Genomic DNA, 17,503 nt, shown 5'->3' on the forward strand with positions numbered 1-17,503 from the left:
ATGCTCCCTGATATCGATTCTCTGGCCTTGTTTGTGCGTGCTGCCGAACTGCGCAGCCTGACCAAGGCAGCAGAGGCTTCGCATATCGGTTTGGCGGCGGCCAGCCGCCGCATGGCTTTGCTGGAACACCGCTTTCGCACCACTTTGCTCGAGCGCTCTTCACGCGGTGTGGAGATGACCGCCGCCGGGGCATCCTTGCTGCCGCATGCACGCGCTTTGCTGGTCGAACTCAACCAGATGCAGGCTGAAATGCGTGACCATGCCAACGGCCGCAAAGGCGCCTTGCGCCTGCTGGCCAATACTTCGGTGATCACCGACACCTTGCCCAACGATCTGGCTGCGTTCGCCCACCACAACCCGGATGTGAAAGTGATCATGCAAGAACGCTGGAGCGAGGAAATTGTGAGTGGATTGCAATCCGCTGAAGCCGATGTGGGCATCGTGGTCGAAGGCACCTCGGTTGAGGGTCTGGAGACCCGCCCATATTGCCAGGATCGCCTGGCGGTGGTGATGCCCCACAACCATGCGCTGGCCGCTTTTGATACGCTGAGTTTCAATGATGTGCTGGACGATGAATTGATCACCCTGGAGGGCGGCTCGTCCATGACCCGGCTGCTGGCTTCACAGGCCGTCATTGCCCAGAGGACTTTGCAGCTGCGCATTCAGGTGCGCAGTTTCGAAGCCATTTGCCACATGGTCGAGGCGGGGCTGGGGCTGGGGCTGTTGCCGGAGCAGGCCGCACGTGTGCTGGCCAAAGGGCTGGACTTGACAGTGCGTCCTTTCAGTGACCCTTGGGCCGAGCGCCGCATGCTGCTGTGTGTGCGCAAAGACCGAGCGGGCATGCCGTCTGTGGCCAAGCTGCTGGATTTTTTGTGTGATCGAGGACATTTGCCCGAGACCGATGGGGCAGCACAAGGGAGTGCATCATGAGTCTTCAACCTTTGCAGGGCCTGTTGGTGGTATCGCTGGAGCATGCCGTTGCCGCGCCTTATTGTTCAAGCCGTCTGGCCCATGCTGGGGCTCGCGTCATCAAGGTCGAGCGGCCCGAAGGCGATTTCGCACGCGACTACGACCGTGAGGTGTACGGCGAGTCTTCGTATTTTGTCTGGATCAACCAGGGCAAGGAGTCGGTGGCGCTGGATTTGAGGCAGGAGGCCGACCATGCGCAGATGCAGGCCTTGCTGGCGCAGGCGGATGTGTTTGTTCAGAACCTGGCGCCCGGTGCGGCCGAGCGATTGGGGCTGGGCTCGGCCAGCTTGCGCGAGCGCTTTCCGCGCATGATCACCTGTGACATCACGGGCTATGGTGAGATCGGACCGATGCAAGACCTCAAGGCCTATGACCTGCTGGTACAGGCCGAAAGCGGCTTGGTCTCGGTCAACGGTGCGCCCGGACCCTGGGGCCGCATTGGCGTGTCGATCTGTGACATTGCCGCAGGCATGAATGCGGCACAGGGCATCCTGGAGGCGCTGTTCTTGCGTGAGCGCACGGGCCAGGGCAGTGCCTTGCATGTGTCCTTGTTCGATTCAGCGGCAGAGCTCATGGCTGTGCCTTATTTGCAGGCACGCTATGGCCGGGCCGCACCTCAGCGCGGTGGCCTCAAGCACCCCAGCATTGCCGCTTACGGCGCCTTCACCTGCCGGGATGGTCATGAAGTCGTTTTGGCCGTGCAAAACGACCGTGAATGGCAGGCCTTTTGTCAGCATGTGTTGCTGCAGCCTGAGCTGGCGCATGATGTGCGCTTTGCCAGCAGTGCAGCAAGAGGCCTTCACCGTGACCAAATCGAAGACATGATTCAGGCGGTGATCGGCGGCCTGACCGGTGGCGAAGTGGCTGATCGTTTGACCGAGGCGCAAACGCCTTTCGGCTCCATCAATTCGGTGCTGGACTTGATACACCATCCTCAATTGCGCACGCGCCAAATTCAGGTGCGCGGCCGGACCGTCGAGGTGCCAGCGCCTGCGTGCATGACCCCTTGGCAAGATGATGGGGCCAAGCTGAGCAGCGCCCCTGCTGTCAATGAGCATGGTGTGTTGCCGGGCTTGAGCTGAAAAAAAGCACCCTACAAACCAAGAAAGGCTTGTGGGGTGCTGACGCTGCCCAACAGGGCAGAGCAGGTGTGCGAGCGTGTCAGCCGGGCAGCATGCCGTCGATGACCACCATGCGGGAGTTGGCCGACAGCTGACGCAAACGTCTGGCCGGTGCGTATTCGGGTGAATTCAGCCAGGCGTGCGCCTGAGCCACACTCGGGAATTCGAGCATGACCAGGCGCTTGGGCTGCCAGTCGCCCTCCAGGGGCGAGACTTCACCGCCACGGGCCAGGAACCGTCCGCCATAGGCCGCCACGGTGGGGGGCGACAGGCGTTTGTATTCCTCGAACCGCAGCGGGTCCGTGATCTCCATGTCATTGATGACGTAGGCGGGCACGGGCATGTCCTCTCAAGCAGCCTTTTGCAAGGCAGCAGGTTGTTGACGGATTTCGATGCCCAGTTCTTTTTCGCGGATGAACATCAGTGCAGCGGTGTCGCGGTCGCCCAGACCCATGGCGATGGCGCGGTCCATGGTGGCTTGCGCGCCACGGCCCACCGAGGCCGTAAACCCCATTTGCTCGGCGGCTTCGCAGGCCAGCCGCACGTCTTTGCAAGCCAGGCGAATGGCAAAGCCGGGGCTGTCGTCGCCGACAAAGGCCTTCTTGGGCATGGCCACGGCAAACTGCTGGTTCCAGGCCATGGTGGTGCGCATGACTTCTTGCATCAGCTCCAGCGTCAGGCCGTTTTTGACGCCGATGGCCAGGGCCTCGGTGTTGGCGACCATGATGGTGGTGGCCAACAGGTTGTTGGTCATTTTCATCGCGTGGCCGGTGCCCGGGCCGCCGCAGTAATAGGTGTCGGTGCCCATGCAGTTGAGCACGGGGGTGGCGCGCTCAATGGCGGGCTGGTTGCCGCCAACCATCAAGGTCAGTGTGCCGGTCACAGCGTGTTCGCTGGTTTTGCCCACGGGCGAGTCCACCAGCTCCATGCCGCGTGCGCGCAGCGCATCACCCACGCGGCGCGATGTGGCCGGATCGATGGTGCTCATCTCGATGACGATGCCGCCTGCAGGCAGACCTTCGACCAAGCCATCGGCGCCCAGCACGACTTGCTCGACGTGCTGCGGTTCGGGCAGCATGGTGACCACGATCTCGCTGGCTGCGCCCACTTCACGGGCGGTGGCCGCCGAGCGTGCACCGGCTTTGACCAGCCGCGCGATGGCTTCGGGGCTGCGGTCGAACACGGTGAGTTCGTGGCCGTGTTTGAGGATGTTCAGGGCCATGGGCGCGCCCATGACACCCAATCCGATGAATCCGACTTTCATGTGGTATCTCCTGTCGTGGTTTTAAAAAATTTCAGCTGCGATCGGACCATTTGTCCATTTCCCAGACCGGGCGGCCACGCAAATCGGCCACATCGGTGCGGGTGAATTCAGCGTTGCCTGGCTTGGCACCCAGACGCTCATAGGCCTGGCGGATCAGCGGGGCAGAGCGCGAGAAAGCGTCTTTGACCTGTGACCACTGCAAGGGCTTGTCAATGACCTTGTTGCCAGCCATGAACTTGGAGGTTTCCAGCACAGCGCGGGCATCGTTTTCGGTGGGCCAAGACCAGCCACGCGAGAACAAGACATCGTCCTTGACGACCTTGGCGCCTTGCGCGGCGTCGAGCTTCCAGTAGTCCTTGACCAGTTGCGACACCGCGCCAGCGTCCATGGCGGTCAGCGCGGCCACAGCCTCTTGCTGGGCCATGAGGAAGGCCACCACCACTTGCGGGTGCTGGTCGATCAGACCATTGCGACCGATCCAGAACGAGCGGTGCAGGTAGTAGCCGTCGGGGAAGAAGGGCGACTTCTTCACACTGGCCAGCATGTGGCCTGCGCCTTTGCCGGCGGGGCCGTCATAGTGCTCTTCGGTGAAGCCAAAAGAGTTGGCAATCGCGACCGTGCCGCTGGCCTGCGCAGCCAGGTAGGCCGGGTAGATCGTGCAGGTGGCGTCCACACCAGTAGGCACCGAAGCGGCTTGCGCGTGGGTGGGCATGTTGACGAACTTGATGCCGGTGTCCTTGATGTCTTGCACGCCAAGCTCGAACATCAGCATCTGGAACAGCGCGCTTTGCGGGTCACCGCCGAGCGACACGCCCACGGTCTTGCCACGCAGGTCCTGCAGGTTGCGAATCGGTGAGCCCTTGCGAGTGGTGATCAGGAAGCGCAGGTGGCCTTCGCCCACGCACAGCAGGCTGATCGGCAGGCCGCTGGAAATCCCACGCGTGATGGGCGTGTTGCCCCACATGCCGATGTCCAGGTTGTTGCCCACCATGGCTTCCACCATGGGCAATGCGGTCGGGTACTCGCGCCAGTCGATGGTCAGGTCGTAGCCGAATTCGGCCGCACGCTTTTCCATCAGCTTGTTGTTGATCATGTACTGGCTCATGGGCGAATTGCCCGCAGCCCATGGGATGCGTCCGATGGACACTTTGAGTGCGCGGCGTGCGTTTTGCGCGCGTACAAAGGCCGGTGCAACGGACAGGCCTGCGGCGGCAGCGCCACCGATGAGCAGGCCACGGCGGGAAGTGGGAAATTGAGGTGTGTTCATGCTTGTCTCCTGGGTTGTTGTGATGGATGGACCACTCAAGCGGTGGCTTCTTCGGTGGGTTGGGCAAAGGATTCGTCACCGCCGATGGCGCGGTAGGCTTCATCGCGAATGAGCGACCAGATCTGTTCGACCAGCACGCCAAAGCGCGGATGCGTGCGAGCGGTGCCTGCACGGGGGCGAGGCAGGTCGATGGTGACCACTTCACGCACGCGGCCTGGGTGGCTGCTCATGACCACCACGCGGTCGGCCAACAGCACCGCTTCTTCGATGTCGTGGGTGATGAAGACGGCGGTCTTGCGTTCGGTGACCGGTGAGGTCTCGCCCCAGATGCGCAGCAGCTCGGCTTGCAGGATCAGGCGCGTCTGCGCGTCCAGTGCGCCCAGCGGTTCGTCGAGCAACAGGATGTCCGGACCGTTGGCCAACAGACGGGCCAGCGCCACGCGTTGACGCATGCCGCCCGAGAGCTGGTGCGGGTATTTGTGCTCCGAGCCGCGCAGGCCCACCAGTTCGATGAAGTGGGCAATGCGCTGGTTGCGTTGCGCTTTGTTGAGGTTTTCGCCGGGGGTGCCGTGGCGCAGGCCAAAGCCCACGTTGTCTTCCACCGTTTGCCAGGGCATGAGGGCGTAGTCCTGGAACATCACGCCGCGGTCTGCGCCAGGGCCACGAATGGCTTGTCCGTCTTTTTCGATGAGGCCGCCCGTGGGCACGTCCAGGCCAGCGATCATGTTGAGCACCGTCGATTTGCCGCAACCCGAAGGTCCGACGATGCAGATGAATTCACCGGTCTGGATGTCGAGGCTCATTTCGGCCACGGCCAGCGTGCTCAGGCCGGTACGTGGTGCCACGAAACTTTTGGTCACGCCAGTCAGGCGCAGCTTGGGGGAGGGGGCGTTGTCGCTCATGGTCATGGTCTCCAGGGAATCAGGCGCTTTTCGATCACACGGAACAGCTGGTCGATCAGCAGGGCAACCACACCGACAACCGCCATGCAGACGACGATCGCGTTGAGGTCAATGTTGTAGGCGTAGAAAACAAACATCATCTGGCCGATGCCCCCCGAGCCGCCACCGCCCGACTTGGCACCGACAGCCAGTTCGGCGGCGATGATGGCGGTCCAGGCCACCCCCATGGCCAGGCGTGTGCCCAGCAAGATGGCGGGCAGTGCACCGGGCAACACCACCCGCGTGAGGATGGTCGCGCGCGAGATGCCCATGGTGCGCGCGGCCAGCACGAGCTTGCGGTCCACACGGCTGACGCCGTGAACGGTGTTGATGAGGACCGGGAAGAAAGAGGCGTAGGCGACGATGGCCAGCGCCGTCGGTGTCCCCGTGCCCAACCAGAGGATGGCGATTGGCAAGATGGCCATGGGGGCGATCGGGCGAAAGCTCTCGATGATCGGGTCCAGGTTCTCACGCATGGCGGGGCTGGAGCCCATCAGCAGGCCCAGTGCAATGCCCAGCACCGAGGCCAGCGCAAAACCCAGAACCACACGACCGAGGCTTTGCACTGTGGCGGACAGCAAGGAGCCTGCACTCAGCAAGTCAGCCAGGGTTTGCAGCACTTTCAGTGGGGCTGGTGCAGGGCTGCCGGCAGGCAATGTGCTGGCCCAGATTTGCCACACCACGATCAGCAGCACGGGCAAGGTGAGGTTGCGCACCAGCACCGATGCCCGGTTGTCGAAGGTCTTGTTTTTCATGATGAGGCTCCTGTGCCTTCGGCCCATGGGGTCAGTCGGCGCTGCAGTTTGCGCAGACCCAAGTCACACACATAACCGACCACACCGATGGCCAAAATGAAGGCAAACACCTTGGGGGTCATCAGCATTTGACGGTACCACTCGATGGCAAAGCCCAGCCCGCTGGGCGAGCCGATCAATTCCGCCGCCACAATTGCCGCCCAGCTGGCGGCAAAGGCCAGGCGAATGCCCACCATCACGGTGGGCAGCGCCGAGGGCACCAGCACATGAATCAACAATGGCCAGCGGCCTATGCCCATGGTGCGTGCCGCAGCCAGCAAGCGGGCATCGGTTTGTCGCACGCCAGCGACCGTGTTGAGCAAGATGGGGAAAAAGCCGACGTAGAACATGATGAATACCGGCAGTGTGTCGCCCACGCCGAAGATGAACAGCGCTAGCGGCAACCAGGCGATGCCTGAAATGGGACGCAGCATTTCGACCAAGGGATCGATGTACTGCTCGACACGTTGTGAAAGCCCCATCAGGAAGCCCAAAGGCACGGCCACCGCGATCGACAACGAGAGCGCCAGCAGCATGCGCAAGGTGCTGACCGAAGCGTGTTCGGCGATCTCGCCTTCGCGCAGCAGACCCCACAAGGCTTCGAACACCTTGAGAGGCGAAGGCAGTTGCAGCGGGTTGCCGTTCCACCAATGGAGCAGCCACCACAGCAGGAAAAACACAGCAAAGGACCGCAGCGAGACCCACAGCGTGCGGTAGGCCGACAGCCCTGGACGCCGGGTGGGGCTTGGGGTTTTGACTGTGCCTGCAGGCACAGGGTTCGATACCGTCATGGTGACTCCCATGCCAGTCCTTCAGCGGGTAACGGCCAGGAAGCCGCCATCCACATAAAGGGTCTGACCGTTGATGTAAGCGCCAGCGCCGGAGGCCAACAAGAGTGCCGCACCGCAGAGGTCTTCGGGTTGACCCCAGCGGCGGGCGGGTGTCCAGCCGGACACAAAGGCGTTGAACTCGGGGTCCTTGGCTTGGCTGAACTCGGTGTGCGTGTAGCCGGGCGCCAGCGCATTGACGGTCACGCCTGTACCTGCCAGGTCAGCGGCCATGGCGCGTGTCAATGCCGACACACCGCCTTTGGCCACCACATAAGGCACCAGGTTCGGGCGTGCCACGTGGTTCATGATCGAGCTCAGGTGCACGATGCGGCCGCTGCCCTGGGCCACCATCAGCTTGGCCGCATGCTGGGCCATCAGGAAGCAGGCGGTCAGGTCCGTGTCCAGCACTTTTTGCCATTCTTCGCGCTTGAGCTGCAAAAACGGCGTGCGCACAATGACGCCAGCGTTGTTGATCAGCACATCCAGACGACCATGGCGCTCGATGACCTGCGCAAAGGCTTGGGCAATCTCGTCTTCCTTGGTGACGTCAAAGGCGAGCGAGTCAACGTCCATGCCGCTGTTGCGCCATTGCACAGCCAATTCATGGATGCGTGGGTTCAGGTCGCAGACCACCAGCTTGGCGCCCGCTGCGGCAAAGCCCCGTGCCAGCGCGCCGCCAATGCCACCGGCGGCGCCGGTGATCAGGACCACTTGGCCTTGCAGGGAGAAAAGTTGTTGGGGTGCCAAGTCCGCAAAAGCGTTGGGTTTGGCAGCTGCCGGTATGGAAGCGGTCATGTTTGTCTCATCCTTGTCGTGTCATGGGGTTGGATGCTAGGCGCCGGTGGGGCGGACTGGAATTGGAACTTGGGCAATGCACACTTCACCCAAACGCAAGGCTTGGCATTGCGTTTGGGTAAAGACCAGTTTGCCGCAAATTTGATTCCCTGGCAGGACGGTGCCTCCTAGCATCGAGCGCATGAACCACATCACGGCCTCACCCACGCTAGACACCCCGCACGCCCTCCAGCGTGTGGGCACACAGACCGACATCCTGGGCGAATGCCCGCTTTGGGACGACACCGCGCAGTGCCTGTACTGGGTGGACATCCGCTTGCCAGCCATCCGCCGCCTGTGTCACGCCACGGGCGAAGTGAACACCTGGCCCATGCCCGAGCTGGTCGGCTCGATCGCATTGGTGGATGACGGTCGCCTGCTGGTGGCCTTGCCCAGTCAGATTGCCTTGTTTGACCCCGCCAAGGGCGCACTCAGTGCTTTTGTGCCGAGCTTGCCGATGCCTGAGGGTCATCGATTCAACGATGGCCGTTGCGATGCGCGTGGGCGCTTTTGGGTGGGCAGCATGCACAACATCACGCGCGCACCCGAAGGGACGCTGTTTTGTCTGGAGGGCGCGGGGCCGCTCAAGGCGGTGCGGCAGGGCATCTGCATTCCGAACAGCCTGGCCTTCAGCCCCAGTGGTGACACCTTGTATTTCGCCGACTCGCTGCACTACCGCATCTATGCCCATCCCTATGCACCCGAGTCTGGGCGCATGGGCGAGGCGCAGGTGTTTGCCGAAAGTGCGCCACCGGCCTTTCCCGATGGTTCGGCGGTGGATGCCGAAGGCTTTGTCTGGAACGCCGAGTTCAATGGCGGACGCTTGTTGCGTTATGCGCCTGACGGCAGCATCGACAGGGTGATCGCCTTGCCGGTTGACCGTCCCACTTGCTGCGCATTTGGCGGCCCCGATCTGGACATTCTGTTCATCACCAGCACCTCGCAAAACATGACTGAAGCTGAGCGCCAGGCCCACCCAATGGCGGGTGCCTTGATGGCGATCCACCCCGGTGTGCGTGGATTGCCCGAGCCGCGTTTTGCTCTCAACGGTCCTCGTACCGAATAAACCTTTTCACCGAAAGCAATTGACCATGACCACCCTGTCCTTTACCTTGGCTTCGATCGAAGCCTTTTGCATCCGTGTGCCCGTCAAGACGCCCATCAAAGTGGCTTTTGGCACCTTCCGTGACCGCCCCATGGTGCTGCTGCGCGTGGTGGACACCGAGGGTGTCGAAGGCTGGGGCGAAGTCTGGGCCAACTGGCCCGCCAGCGGTGCCGAGCACCGCGCACGCCTGGCCATCGACCTGGGGGAGCGCGTGGTGGGCAGGCGCTTTGAATCGCCCGAAGCCATGTTCCTGCAGCTCAGCCGTGAGCTGGAAGTGCTGGTGCTGCAAACATTGGAGGTCGGCCCGATCGCCCAGGTGATCGCCGGTCTGGACATTGCCTGCTGGGATCTGGTGGCACGGCGTGCGGGCAAGCCTTTGCACCGGATGCTCAGTGACCGCGAGGTCAGCCGTGTACCGGTGTATGTCACGGGCATCAACCCCGATCAACCTGAAGTCTTTGCCGCAGCACGCCAGGCCGAAGGCTTCCAAGCCTTCAAGCTCAAGACGGGTTTCGGACACGACAAGGACGTGCGGAATCTGCAGGCCATGCGCGAGGTGCTGGGCCCGGATGCCGTGCTGACCTGCGACTCCAACCAGAACCTGGACTTGCCGTCTGCGGTGGCGTTTGCGCAGGCGATTGCGCCTTTGAACCTGAGCTGGTTTGAAGAGCCCTTGCGGGTGGATGCGCCCGAGGCCGACTGGCAAGCGCTGGCCCGTGCCAGCAGCACGCCGCTGGCGGGTGGCGAAAATTTCCACGGCCTGCAATTCGATCAGGCATTGGTCAGCCCTGTCTTGCAGGTGATTCAGCCTGACATCACCAAATGGGGTGGCATCAGTGGCAACGCTTCGGTGGCGCGCCGTGCCGTGGCGGCAGGCAAGCGTTACTGTCCGCACTATTTTGGTGGCGGTGTTTCATTGCTGGCTTCGCTGCAGGTGCTGGCGGCGGTGGGCGGCGAAGGCCTGCTCGAATTTGACGCCCACCCCAACCTGGGCCGCGAAGCCGTGGTGGGTGATTTGCTGCCGGTCAGCGATGGCAGTGTGCCCGTGCCCACTGGACCTGGCTTGGGCGCCGTACCCGATCTGGTCCGACTGGCGGGCCATCAAACCTGGACTGGAAGGATTCAAGCATGAACAGCCCTCACACCTTGTTGACGTGGCCAGGCGGTGTTGCTGATGTGCGCATCGGCTTCATCGGCGCTGGTCGCTTGGGTCAGGCATTGGCCTGGAGTTTGGCGCGGGCAGGTTTGAAGGTGGTGGCGGTCAGCAGCATGCTCGAAGAACATGCCCGTGCGCTGGCCGAGCCTCTAGAGGCTTGCGTGTGCATGGAACCCCAGTCGGTGGTGGACGCTTGTGATCTGGTTTTTGTGACCACGCCCGACAGCGTCATTGGTGCCACATGCGACAGCTTGACCTGGCATCCGGGGCAGGCCGTGGTGCATTGCAGCGGCGTGACCGATGTGGGCGTGTTGACGCATGCGCTGGCGCAAGGCGCCAGCATCGGCGGCTTTCACCCGATGCAGACCTTTGGCGATCCCCATGCGGCTGCGCAGTCATTGCCTGGTTGCACCATCACGGTCGAGGCTGGGCACGCTGAGTTGATGCAACTCTTGCTGGCCCTGGTCGAGCGGCTCCATTGCGTGCCCAACCGCTTGCCCGCAGGCATGCGTGGGCGCTACCACGCCGCAGCGGGCTACACCTCGCAGTTCATCAATGCCCTGTTCGATCAGGCCGTCCGCCTGTGGCAAACCTGGGGCGCGACCGAGGAGGAAGCACTGCGGGCCTTGCTGCCATTGGCGCAGGGCACACTCAGCGCCATCCAGACGGCCGGTGTGGCGCGTGGCATGCCCGGCCCGGTCTCTCGTGGCGATCTGTCATCCATCGAAAAGCACTTGAGCGCGATCAAACCCATGGGCCCCGAGATGCTCGACTTTTACAGAACACTGTGCGCCGTCACGGTGCCATTGGCCCGTCAGGCGGGCGGCATCGACGAGGCGCAGGCACAAAAATTCATCGATTTGCTCAAGGCCTGAACTCCCTGTTTTCTTCAATTTATCCATGACGCATTCCTCATCACTCGCTTGCGCCCGTTCCTTTTTGTTTGTGCCGGGCAACCGACCCGAGCGTTTCCTCAAAGCCATCGACAGCGGTGCTGACGTGGTGATTGTCGATTTGGAAGACAGCGTGCCTTTGCAAGGTAAGGACGCCGCCCGCGCAGGCGTGTGCCAGGCCTTGCCCACGCTGCCCGCCAGCGCCTGCGTGGTGGTGCGCATCAACAGCCCCGATACCGACATTGGGTTGCAAGATGCGCAAGCGCTGGCCGCTTATCCCCAGCTGGCAGGTTTGATGGTGCCCAAGTGCGAGTCGGCCCAGATGCTGCAGACCGTGTCCACGCTGCTGCCGGGTCTGCCCCTGTTGCCGATCATCGAAAGCGCGGCCGGTTATCTGGCTTTGCCGCAGATCGCTTTGGCCTCCAATGTGTCGCGCTTGGTGGTCGGCCACATTGACTTTTTGGCCGACACCGGCATGGTTTGTTCCCCTGATCAGCGCGAGCTCGACACGCTGCGTTTTCAGGTGGCTATGTGTACCCGCGCTGGCCAGTTGGCGGCGGCCATCGACGGTGTGACCGTGTCGGTGGATGACGAGGCCGTCCTGCAGGCCGACACCGAGCGTGCTGTGCGTTTTGGCATGGGCGGCAAGTTGTGCATTCACCCCCGTCAGGTGCAGGGGGTGCATGCCGCATTCAGGCCTTCGGCTGCCGAGCAAGATTGGGCGCAACGCGTGCTTGCTGTCATGGCCGCTTCGCTGGGGGCCGCCGTGCAGCTCGATGGCAAGATGATCGATGCCCCGGTGTTGCTGCAGGCGCAGCGCATTCTTGCCCGCGTGCGCTGACAACTGGGCTGAAAAAATCGGGGCCTGTGACGCGTCATCGCTGACGGTGTCACAGGTCCCCTTGGGGACCCGAGGGCAAACCTGGGTTTAACCGTGGTAGTGCACCAAGGTCTTGGTGGTGCTGACTTCTTCGAGCGCGAGGAAGCCCTTTTCACGGCCGTGGCCGCTGCGCTTGGTGCCACCGAAAGGCAATTCCACGCCGCCGCCTGCGCCGTAGCAGTTCATGAAGACTTGGCCGGCTTTCACCGACTTGGCCACGCGGTGCAAACGCCCTGCGTTCTCGGTCCACACAGCGGCCAGTAGGCCGTATTCGGTGCCGTTGGCCAGCGCGATGGCGTCTGCTTCGTCTTCGAAAGGCATGGCGGCCAGCACCGGGCCAAACACTTCTTCGCAGGCCAGTGCGGCGGTGCGTGGCACGGGGCCAAACAAGGTGGGTTTGACAAAGTGGCCGGTGGCAGGCGCATCGGCCGCGATCTGACCTTCGGCCAGGACTGGGATGCCTTGCTCGCGTGCTTGGTCGATGTAGCGCTGTACGCGTTGGTGCTGGGCCGGGTTCATGACCGGGCCGCAGTCCAGATCCATCTCGGGCGTGCCCACACGCACCTTGGCAAAGGCTTCGGCCACCTTCGCTACAAAGCTGTCGTAGATGGAACGCTGCACCAGCAGGCGGCTGCCGGCGGTGCAGGTTTGGCCGGCGTTTTGCACGATGGCGCGCACGATGATGGGCACGGCACGCTCGACGTCCACATCGTCGAACACGATCTGGGGTGATTTGCCGCCGAGCTCGAGCACGCATTTGACGGCATTCTTGGCTGCAGCTTGCTGGATCAGTGTGCCGACTTCGTTGGAGCCGGTGAAGGAGATGAAGTCAATGCCAGGGTGACCCGACAAAGCGGCCCCCACCTCTTCGCCCAGACCGGTCACAATGTTGAGTGCCCCAGCAGGCAGTCCTGCTTCGAGCGCCAGCTCGGCAAAGCGGATGGCCGACAGGCTGGTGTCTTCGGCTGGCTTGAGCACCGTGCCGTTGCCCATGGCCAAGGCGGGTGCCAAGGTGCGACCCAGCATCTGAGCCGGGTAGTTCCAGGGGATGATGTGGGCCGTCACGCCCAGCGGCTCGCGCAGCAGGCTGACCTGGTGGCCGTTGAGGAAGGGGATGGTCTCACCGTGCAGCTTGTCGGCGCCACCAGCGTAAAACTCGAAATAGCGCGCCAGCACCTTGATGTCGTTGCGCGCAGTGGTCATCGGCTTGCCGGTGTCCTTGGCTTCGATCTGTGCCAGCTCTTCTTCGTGGTCGAGCACTTTTTGCGCAATGCGCATCATGATGCGGCCACGTTCGCTGGCATTGAGCTGACCCCAGGCGCCCGTCAGCGAGGTGCGCGCGGCCTGCACCGCGCGATCGACATCCTGGGCTGTGCCACGCGGGATCTCGTCAAAGGCCCGGCCATCGCTGGGCGATACAACACTCAGGGTGCGACCATCGCTGGCGCTGACCCACTGGTCTCCAATCAACATGTTCTTCATAAGTTTTCCTAGTTGGTTCAGATCAATACACGATGGGTTGACTATAGGCAGCGTTGCGCGGCAGGGGAATTGGAAAGTGGGCAACGGCGCGTTGCATCCTCTGCAAGTCAAAGCCGGGCTATATCGATAAAATCCCTTCATGCTCCCAGACATCGACTCACTGGCGCTGTTCGTCAAAGCGGCCGAATTGCGTAACCTGACGCGCGCTGCCGAGGCTTGCTTCATCACGGTGCCTGCGGCCAGTCGCCGTCTGTCGCTGCTGGAGCATCAGTTCAAAGCCCAGTTGTTCGAGCGCCACTCCCGCGGCTTGCAGCTCACGCCCGCAGGTGATCACTTGCTCAAGCATGCGCGCGAGGTCATTGCAGACGTCATCCACATGCGCGCTGAGATGCTCAACTACGCATCGGGACGCAATGCGGTATTGCGCATCTTGGGCAACACCTCAGCCATGGCCCAGTTTCTGCCATCGGACGTGGCGCAGTTCCAGAACCTGCATGAAAACGTGCGCATCGTGCTTGAAGAATCTTGGAGCGACGAGGTGGTTCGGCGCGTCCGCTCGGGCGAGGCCGATTTGGGCGTGGTGGTGGAGGGGGGCGACACCGAAGGCCTGTGGTGCCAGCCTTACCGCAGCGATCAGCTGGCTGCCGTCTTGCGCAAGGATGACCCGCTGGGGGGCCAGGCCGTGCAGTTTGCGGACTTGATCGAGCGTGACCTGGTAGGGCTGGAGGCGGGCAGCACGCTGACCCGCTTGTTGACATCGCAAGCCGAAGTGTTGATGCGCCCCATGGCTTTGCGGGTGCAGGTGCGCAGTTTTGAAGCGGTGAGCCGTGCTGTGCAGGCGCAGCTGGGCATTGGCATTTTGCCGCTGGCCGCAGCGCGCAGTCTTGCGCACGCCATGCAGCTCAAGGTCTTGCCTTTGTCAGACAGTTGGGCGCTGCGCGGCATGCAAATTTGCATGCGCAGCCGACCAGCACAGCAAACGCCGCTGGGCCAGCTGGCCCAGCACCTGCAAGCCATTGCGGCCGCAGACGACGCGCAGTTGCCCGGCTGAGCAGCGGGGGGCTGATCCTTCAGCGAGGCAAGGTCTGAGCAAACGATGCCCGTGCGCGCACGGCTTCCGACAAGGCCTTGAGCTTCGGGGTGGACGGTAGCCAGGGCTGGTCGCCGTAGCGAAATTGCTGGTAGTCAAACAGCACCACGGCGCAGATGGTGTCCAGGCCGGGTGCTTTTTGAGCCACATTGCCATCTGACATTTCAGCCGCCACGGCTTCCAAGCGTTGCATGCCCTCGACCATGGTACGGCGGCGGCGCAGACCCACGGGTGTTTCGTCAAACAGAACAGGCGCTGTGACCTTGCGCGTGATGATGGTGTGCACCGATGCCTCGATAGCGCCCAGCGCGATCCCTGCGCGCGCGAGCACGTCTGCAATGCGTTTGGGGTCAGCACCCAGCAAGCTGGGCCATTGGGGTGCTGTGCGTGTGGCTTCAAGCCATTGCACGATCAACAGGCTCTCGGTCAGCGGGATGCCGTTGTCCAGCACCAGGGTAGGCACACGCGTGGCGGCGTTCGCCTCGCGCAGGCGCGCATCGTCGGCCCAGGGGTCAACCAAGGTGGGTTCAATCTCCAGACCTTTTTCGATCATCGCGATGCGGGCAATGCGCACAAAGGGGGAGGTGGTATTGGCCAGTAATTTCATGAATATCTCCCAAAGAGGATCAGATCACTGCGGCAAAGCGCCCAACTGTTTGAGCATGCCCAGGTTGTCGAGCAAGGCCCAGTGTTCGACCAGCACGCCATCCTTGAACTGGAACAGGTCGAGCACGTCGATGTCGATCTTCTTGCCGGTGGCGGCCATGTCGCCGAAGGCGCCGGTGTGTGTGCCTTGTACTTTCAGTCGCACCAGCACCTTGTCGCCTTCGGCCACGAAGTCCAGCAGTGGCAATTCCATGTCGGGGAAGGCGGGCAAGAGGGCGTCGTGCAATTGCGCAACGCCCTGGGGGCCGCGCACTTCAAAGGGCAGTCCGGGGTCGTGACGCACAAATTCGGGCGCGATGTGGCGCGCCATCCAGGCGGTGTCACGGGCCAGAAAGGCCTTGAAATAATCGCGACACAATTGTTTGTTGTGGTCTTGAATGCTCATGTTTGTCTCCTGAGTTGAATGGGTGAAGGGACGGGATCAAATCGCCTCGAGCGTGTAGCCCAGGCGCGGGAAATGGATGTGCAGATCACCCGCACGCTCATCGCGGCGGTGGATCACGACTTCAAAGGCATTGGCCGCCACCAGCGTGCCGGTGACCGGTACGCGGGCGTTGTCGTCGGGCGTCACGCGCACCGCCGTGCCAGCTTGCAGGCCGCCAGGATCGCCGTTGGGGCTCAGGTGCGTCACGGATGCTGGCGTGGCTTTGCAGGCGACTTCGAAAGCCTCTTCTTGGCTCATGGGCGTGGATTGGCCGTGGCCAAAAGCCAGGATGCGGTCGTACCAAGCCAGGATCGGGGCCAGGCCCAGCAGACTGTCCACATCGGGTGGGCAGTTTTTGCGCAAGAGGAAAATCGTCTGCCAGCAGGCCAGGTCGGCGGCGCTCGGTGCATCGCCGAACAGAAAGCGCCGTCCGGCGAGCGCTTGCGCCAGCCAGGCGATTTGCGCGCGCACGAATTGCACATGCTCCTGAAACTGCGGCGCCATGGCGGCTTGCGAGATGTCGATGCCCAGATACCCTTCCTTGCGGTCCTTGATGAACTCGGGTGGAATGTGTTCGCCGATGTAATGCACCAGCACACCGATGGTCGGAATCCACATCTGACGCTCCCAGGCAAAGCCCAGGCCTCGGGACAGACCCGCGCTGCCTGAGGGTTGCAAGCTGGGGGTCACTTGCAAACGGTCCAGCGCGTCCAAGATCACATGCGTGTCGCAATAGATGTCGGCGCCCACCTGCAGCACCGGTGCACGGCGGTAGCCGCCGGTCAGCGGCGTCAGCCAGGGGCGCGGCGGCAGGCCGGGAATGTCCACCGAGCGCCAGGCCAGCTGCTTGAAGCCCAGTGTGGTGCGGACCTTCTCTGAGAAGGTTGAAAACTCGTAGTGGTGAAGGATGATGTCTTGCATGTTTGTCTCCTGCGTTGGAATGGTTTTATGCGGTGTGGCATTCAAGGCCGTGTCCTTGAATGCAAAGGGGCATCAGTACATGATGTGGCCGCCGTCGACCACGATGGTTTGGCCTGACACGAAAGCCGACAGGTCTGACAGCAGGTACACGGCGGTGCCCACCAGGTCGTCGGGACGCTGCTCGCGCGCGATCGCACGGGCCTTGAGGAAACTTTGTTGCCACTCAACGGGGCGGTTCTTGGTCGCGTCGGTCAGCACGAAGCCCGGGGCGATCACGTTCACACGCACATTGCTGGCGCCGCACTCCTTGGCCAGACCTTTGGTCATGGACAGCACGGCACCTTTGGAGGCCACGTAGTGCAGGTAACCCGGCTGGCCCGCTACCGCCACCACCGAGGCGATGTTGACGATGGCGCCGCTGTTTTGCGCGCGCATGGCAGGCATCACCGCTTTGCAGCAGTTCCACACGCCCTTGACGTTGACCTGGAAGATGCGGTCCCAGATCACGGGATCGATTTCTTCGAAGGGGGTCAGCTTGACTTCGCGGAAATAGGCGGCGTTGTTGATCAGGCCATCGATGCGGCCAAAGCGTGCCACGGCGGCAGCGGCCATGGCGTCGACCGAGCCCTGGTCGGCCACATCGACTTTCACGGCCAGCGCTTTGCCGCCTGCGGCCTCAACAGCGGCCACGGTTTCGTCGGCGGCGTTCATGTCGGCCACGACCACGTTGGCGCCCTGGCTGGCGCATTGCACAGCAAAAGCCTGGCCGATGCCGGTGGCCGCGCCGGTGATGATGATGGTGCGTTGGTCAAGAAGAGGGGTGTGCATCGTGCAAGTTCCTTGGAGGGGGTCAGAAAAGAAAAAAC

The 17,503-nt window shown here is 62.6% G+C and carries 19 protein-coding genes; 7 read left to right on the forward strand and 12 right to left on the reverse strand.

Features of this window, described 5'->3' with window-relative positions:
• Window positions 1-930: a LysR family transcriptional regulator gene (locus Q1W40_RS08730; RefSeq protein WP_300711000.1), complete on the forward strand. Its 930-nt coding sequence runs from the start codon at window positions 1-3 to the stop codon at window positions 928-930.
• Window positions 927-2,051: a CaiB/BaiF CoA-transferase family protein gene (locus Q1W40_RS08735; RefSeq protein WP_300711001.1), complete on the forward strand. Its 1,125-nt coding sequence runs from the start codon at window positions 927-929 to the stop codon at window positions 2,049-2,051. The genes Q1W40_RS08730 and Q1W40_RS08735 overlap by 4 nt, the downstream gene beginning before the upstream one ends.
• 79 nt (window positions 2,052-2,130) lie before the next feature.
• On the opposite strand, the gene Q1W40_RS08740 is transcribed toward Q1W40_RS08735, so the two are convergent.
• The 7 genes from Q1W40_RS08740 to Q1W40_RS08770 are packed head-to-tail and all read right to left on the reverse strand — an operon-like array spanning window position 2,131 to window position 7,981.
• Window positions 2,131-2,433 carry a DUF1330 domain-containing protein gene (locus Q1W40_RS08740; RefSeq protein ID WP_300711002.1) on the reverse strand — a complete coding sequence of 101 codons (303 nt, stop codon included), beginning with the start codon at window positions 2,431-2,433 and terminating at the stop codon, window positions 2,131-2,133.
• A gap of 6 nt (window positions 2,434-2,439) precedes the next feature.
• Window positions 2,440-3,354, reverse strand: a complete 915-nt coding sequence (locus Q1W40_RS08745) for an NAD(P)-dependent oxidoreductase (protein WP_300711003.1) — start codon at window positions 3,352-3,354, stop codon at window positions 2,440-2,442.
• Between the two features lie 31 nt (window positions 3,355-3,385).
• Window positions 3,386-4,621, reverse strand: a complete 1,236-nt coding sequence (locus Q1W40_RS08750) for an ABC transporter substrate-binding protein (protein WP_300711004.1) — start codon at window positions 4,619-4,621, stop codon at window positions 3,386-3,388.
• A 35-nt stretch (window positions 4,622-4,656) separates the two neighbouring features.
• Window positions 4,657-5,523, reverse strand: a complete 867-nt coding sequence (locus Q1W40_RS08755; RefSeq protein WP_300711005.1) for an ABC transporter ATP-binding protein — start codon at window positions 5,521-5,523, stop codon at window positions 4,657-4,659.
• Window positions 5,524-5,525: 2 nt separating this feature from the next.
• A complete protein-coding gene (locus tag Q1W40_RS08760) occupies window positions 5,526-6,317 on the reverse strand; it encodes an ABC transporter permease (RefSeq protein ID WP_300711006.1) in 792 nt (263 codons plus the stop codon).
• Window positions 6,314-7,147: an ABC transporter permease gene (locus Q1W40_RS08765; protein WP_300711007.1), complete on the reverse strand. Its 834-nt coding sequence runs from the start codon at window positions 7,145-7,147 to the stop codon at window positions 6,314-6,316. The genes Q1W40_RS08760 and Q1W40_RS08765 overlap by 4 nt, the downstream gene beginning before the upstream one ends.
• Before the next feature lie 21 nt (window positions 7,148-7,168).
• Window positions 7,169-7,981, reverse strand: a complete 813-nt coding sequence (locus tag Q1W40_RS08770; RefSeq protein ID WP_300711008.1) for an SDR family oxidoreductase — start codon at window positions 7,979-7,981, stop codon at window positions 7,169-7,171.
• 181 nt (window positions 7,982-8,162) lie between these two features.
• Between Q1W40_RS08770 and Q1W40_RS08775 the strand changes: the two genes are divergently transcribed.
• Genes Q1W40_RS08775 through Q1W40_RS08790 form a run of 4 tightly spaced genes read left to right on the forward strand, consistent with a single transcriptional unit; the run spans window position 8,163 to window position 12,015 of the window.
• Window positions 8,163-9,086, forward strand: a complete 924-nt coding sequence (locus tag Q1W40_RS08775) for an SMP-30/gluconolactonase/LRE family protein (RefSeq protein WP_300711009.1) — start codon at window positions 8,163-8,165, stop codon at window positions 9,084-9,086.
• Between the two features lie 25 nt (window positions 9,087-9,111).
• Window positions 9,112-10,257, forward strand: coding sequence for a mandelate racemase/muconate lactonizing enzyme family protein (locus Q1W40_RS08780; RefSeq protein ID WP_300711010.1), 1,146 nt, complete (start codon window positions 9,112-9,114; stop codon window positions 10,255-10,257).
• A complete protein-coding gene (locus tag Q1W40_RS08785; protein ID WP_300711011.1) occupies window positions 10,254-11,156 on the forward strand; it encodes a DUF2520 domain-containing protein in 903 nt (300 codons plus the stop codon). Before Q1W40_RS08780 ends, Q1W40_RS08785 begins: the two co-directional genes overlap by 4 nt.
• A gap of 25 nt (window positions 11,157-11,181) precedes the next feature.
• Window positions 11,182-12,015 carry a CoA ester lyase gene (locus tag Q1W40_RS08790; protein WP_300711012.1) on the forward strand — a complete coding sequence of 278 codons (834 nt, stop codon included), beginning with the start codon at window positions 11,182-11,184 and terminating at the stop codon, window positions 12,013-12,015.
• A gap of 87 nt (window positions 12,016-12,102) precedes the next feature.
• Here Q1W40_RS08790 and Q1W40_RS08795 read toward each other — a convergent pair whose 3' ends face one another.
• Window positions 12,103-13,536 (reverse strand): aldehyde dehydrogenase family protein, encoded by a 1,434-nt coding sequence (locus Q1W40_RS08795; RefSeq protein ID WP_300711013.1) that lies wholly within the window; start codon window positions 13,534-13,536, stop codon window positions 12,103-12,105.
• A gap of 139 nt (window positions 13,537-13,675) precedes the next feature.
• Here Q1W40_RS08795 and Q1W40_RS08800 point away from each other — a divergent pair, with 139 nt between their 5' ends.
• Window positions 13,676-14,587, forward strand: coding sequence for a LysR family transcriptional regulator (locus Q1W40_RS08800; protein ID WP_300711014.1), 912 nt, complete (start codon window positions 13,676-13,678; stop codon window positions 14,585-14,587).
• A gap of 19 nt (window positions 14,588-14,606) precedes the next feature.
• On the opposite strand, the gene Q1W40_RS08805 is transcribed toward Q1W40_RS08800, so the two are convergent.
• The 4 genes from Q1W40_RS08805 to Q1W40_RS08820 all read right to left on the reverse strand — a co-directional run bounded on the left by Q1W40_RS08805 (window position 14,607) and on the right by Q1W40_RS08820 (window position 17,465).
• On the reverse strand, window positions 14,607-15,233 hold the full coding sequence (locus tag Q1W40_RS08805; RefSeq protein ID WP_300711015.1) for a glutathione S-transferase N-terminal domain-containing protein: 627 nt from the start codon (window positions 15,231-15,233) through the stop codon (window positions 14,607-14,609).
• Window positions 15,234-15,257: 24 nt separating this feature from the next.
• Window positions 15,258-15,677 (reverse strand): ester cyclase, encoded by a 420-nt coding sequence (locus Q1W40_RS08810; RefSeq protein WP_300711016.1) that lies wholly within the window; start codon window positions 15,675-15,677, stop codon window positions 15,258-15,260.
• Between the two features lie 36 nt (window positions 15,678-15,713).
• The gene (locus Q1W40_RS08815) at window positions 15,714-16,637 is read right to left on the reverse strand and encodes a glutathione S-transferase family protein (RefSeq protein WP_300711017.1); all 924 of its coding nucleotides are present in this window, start codon (window positions 16,635-16,637) and stop codon (window positions 15,714-15,716) included.
• A gap of 72 nt (window positions 16,638-16,709) precedes the next feature.
• Window positions 16,710-17,465: a 3-oxoacyl-ACP reductase family protein gene (locus Q1W40_RS08820; RefSeq protein WP_300711018.1), complete on the reverse strand. Its 756-nt coding sequence runs from the start codon at window positions 17,463-17,465 to the stop codon at window positions 16,710-16,712.
• Window positions 17,466-17,503: the final 38 nt, after the last annotated feature.

Origin of the sequence: Limnohabitans sp. (genome assembly GCF_030158565.1) — a bacterium.
GTDB lineage: Bacteria > Pseudomonadota > Gammaproteobacteria > Burkholderiales > Burkholderiaceae_C > Limnohabitans_A.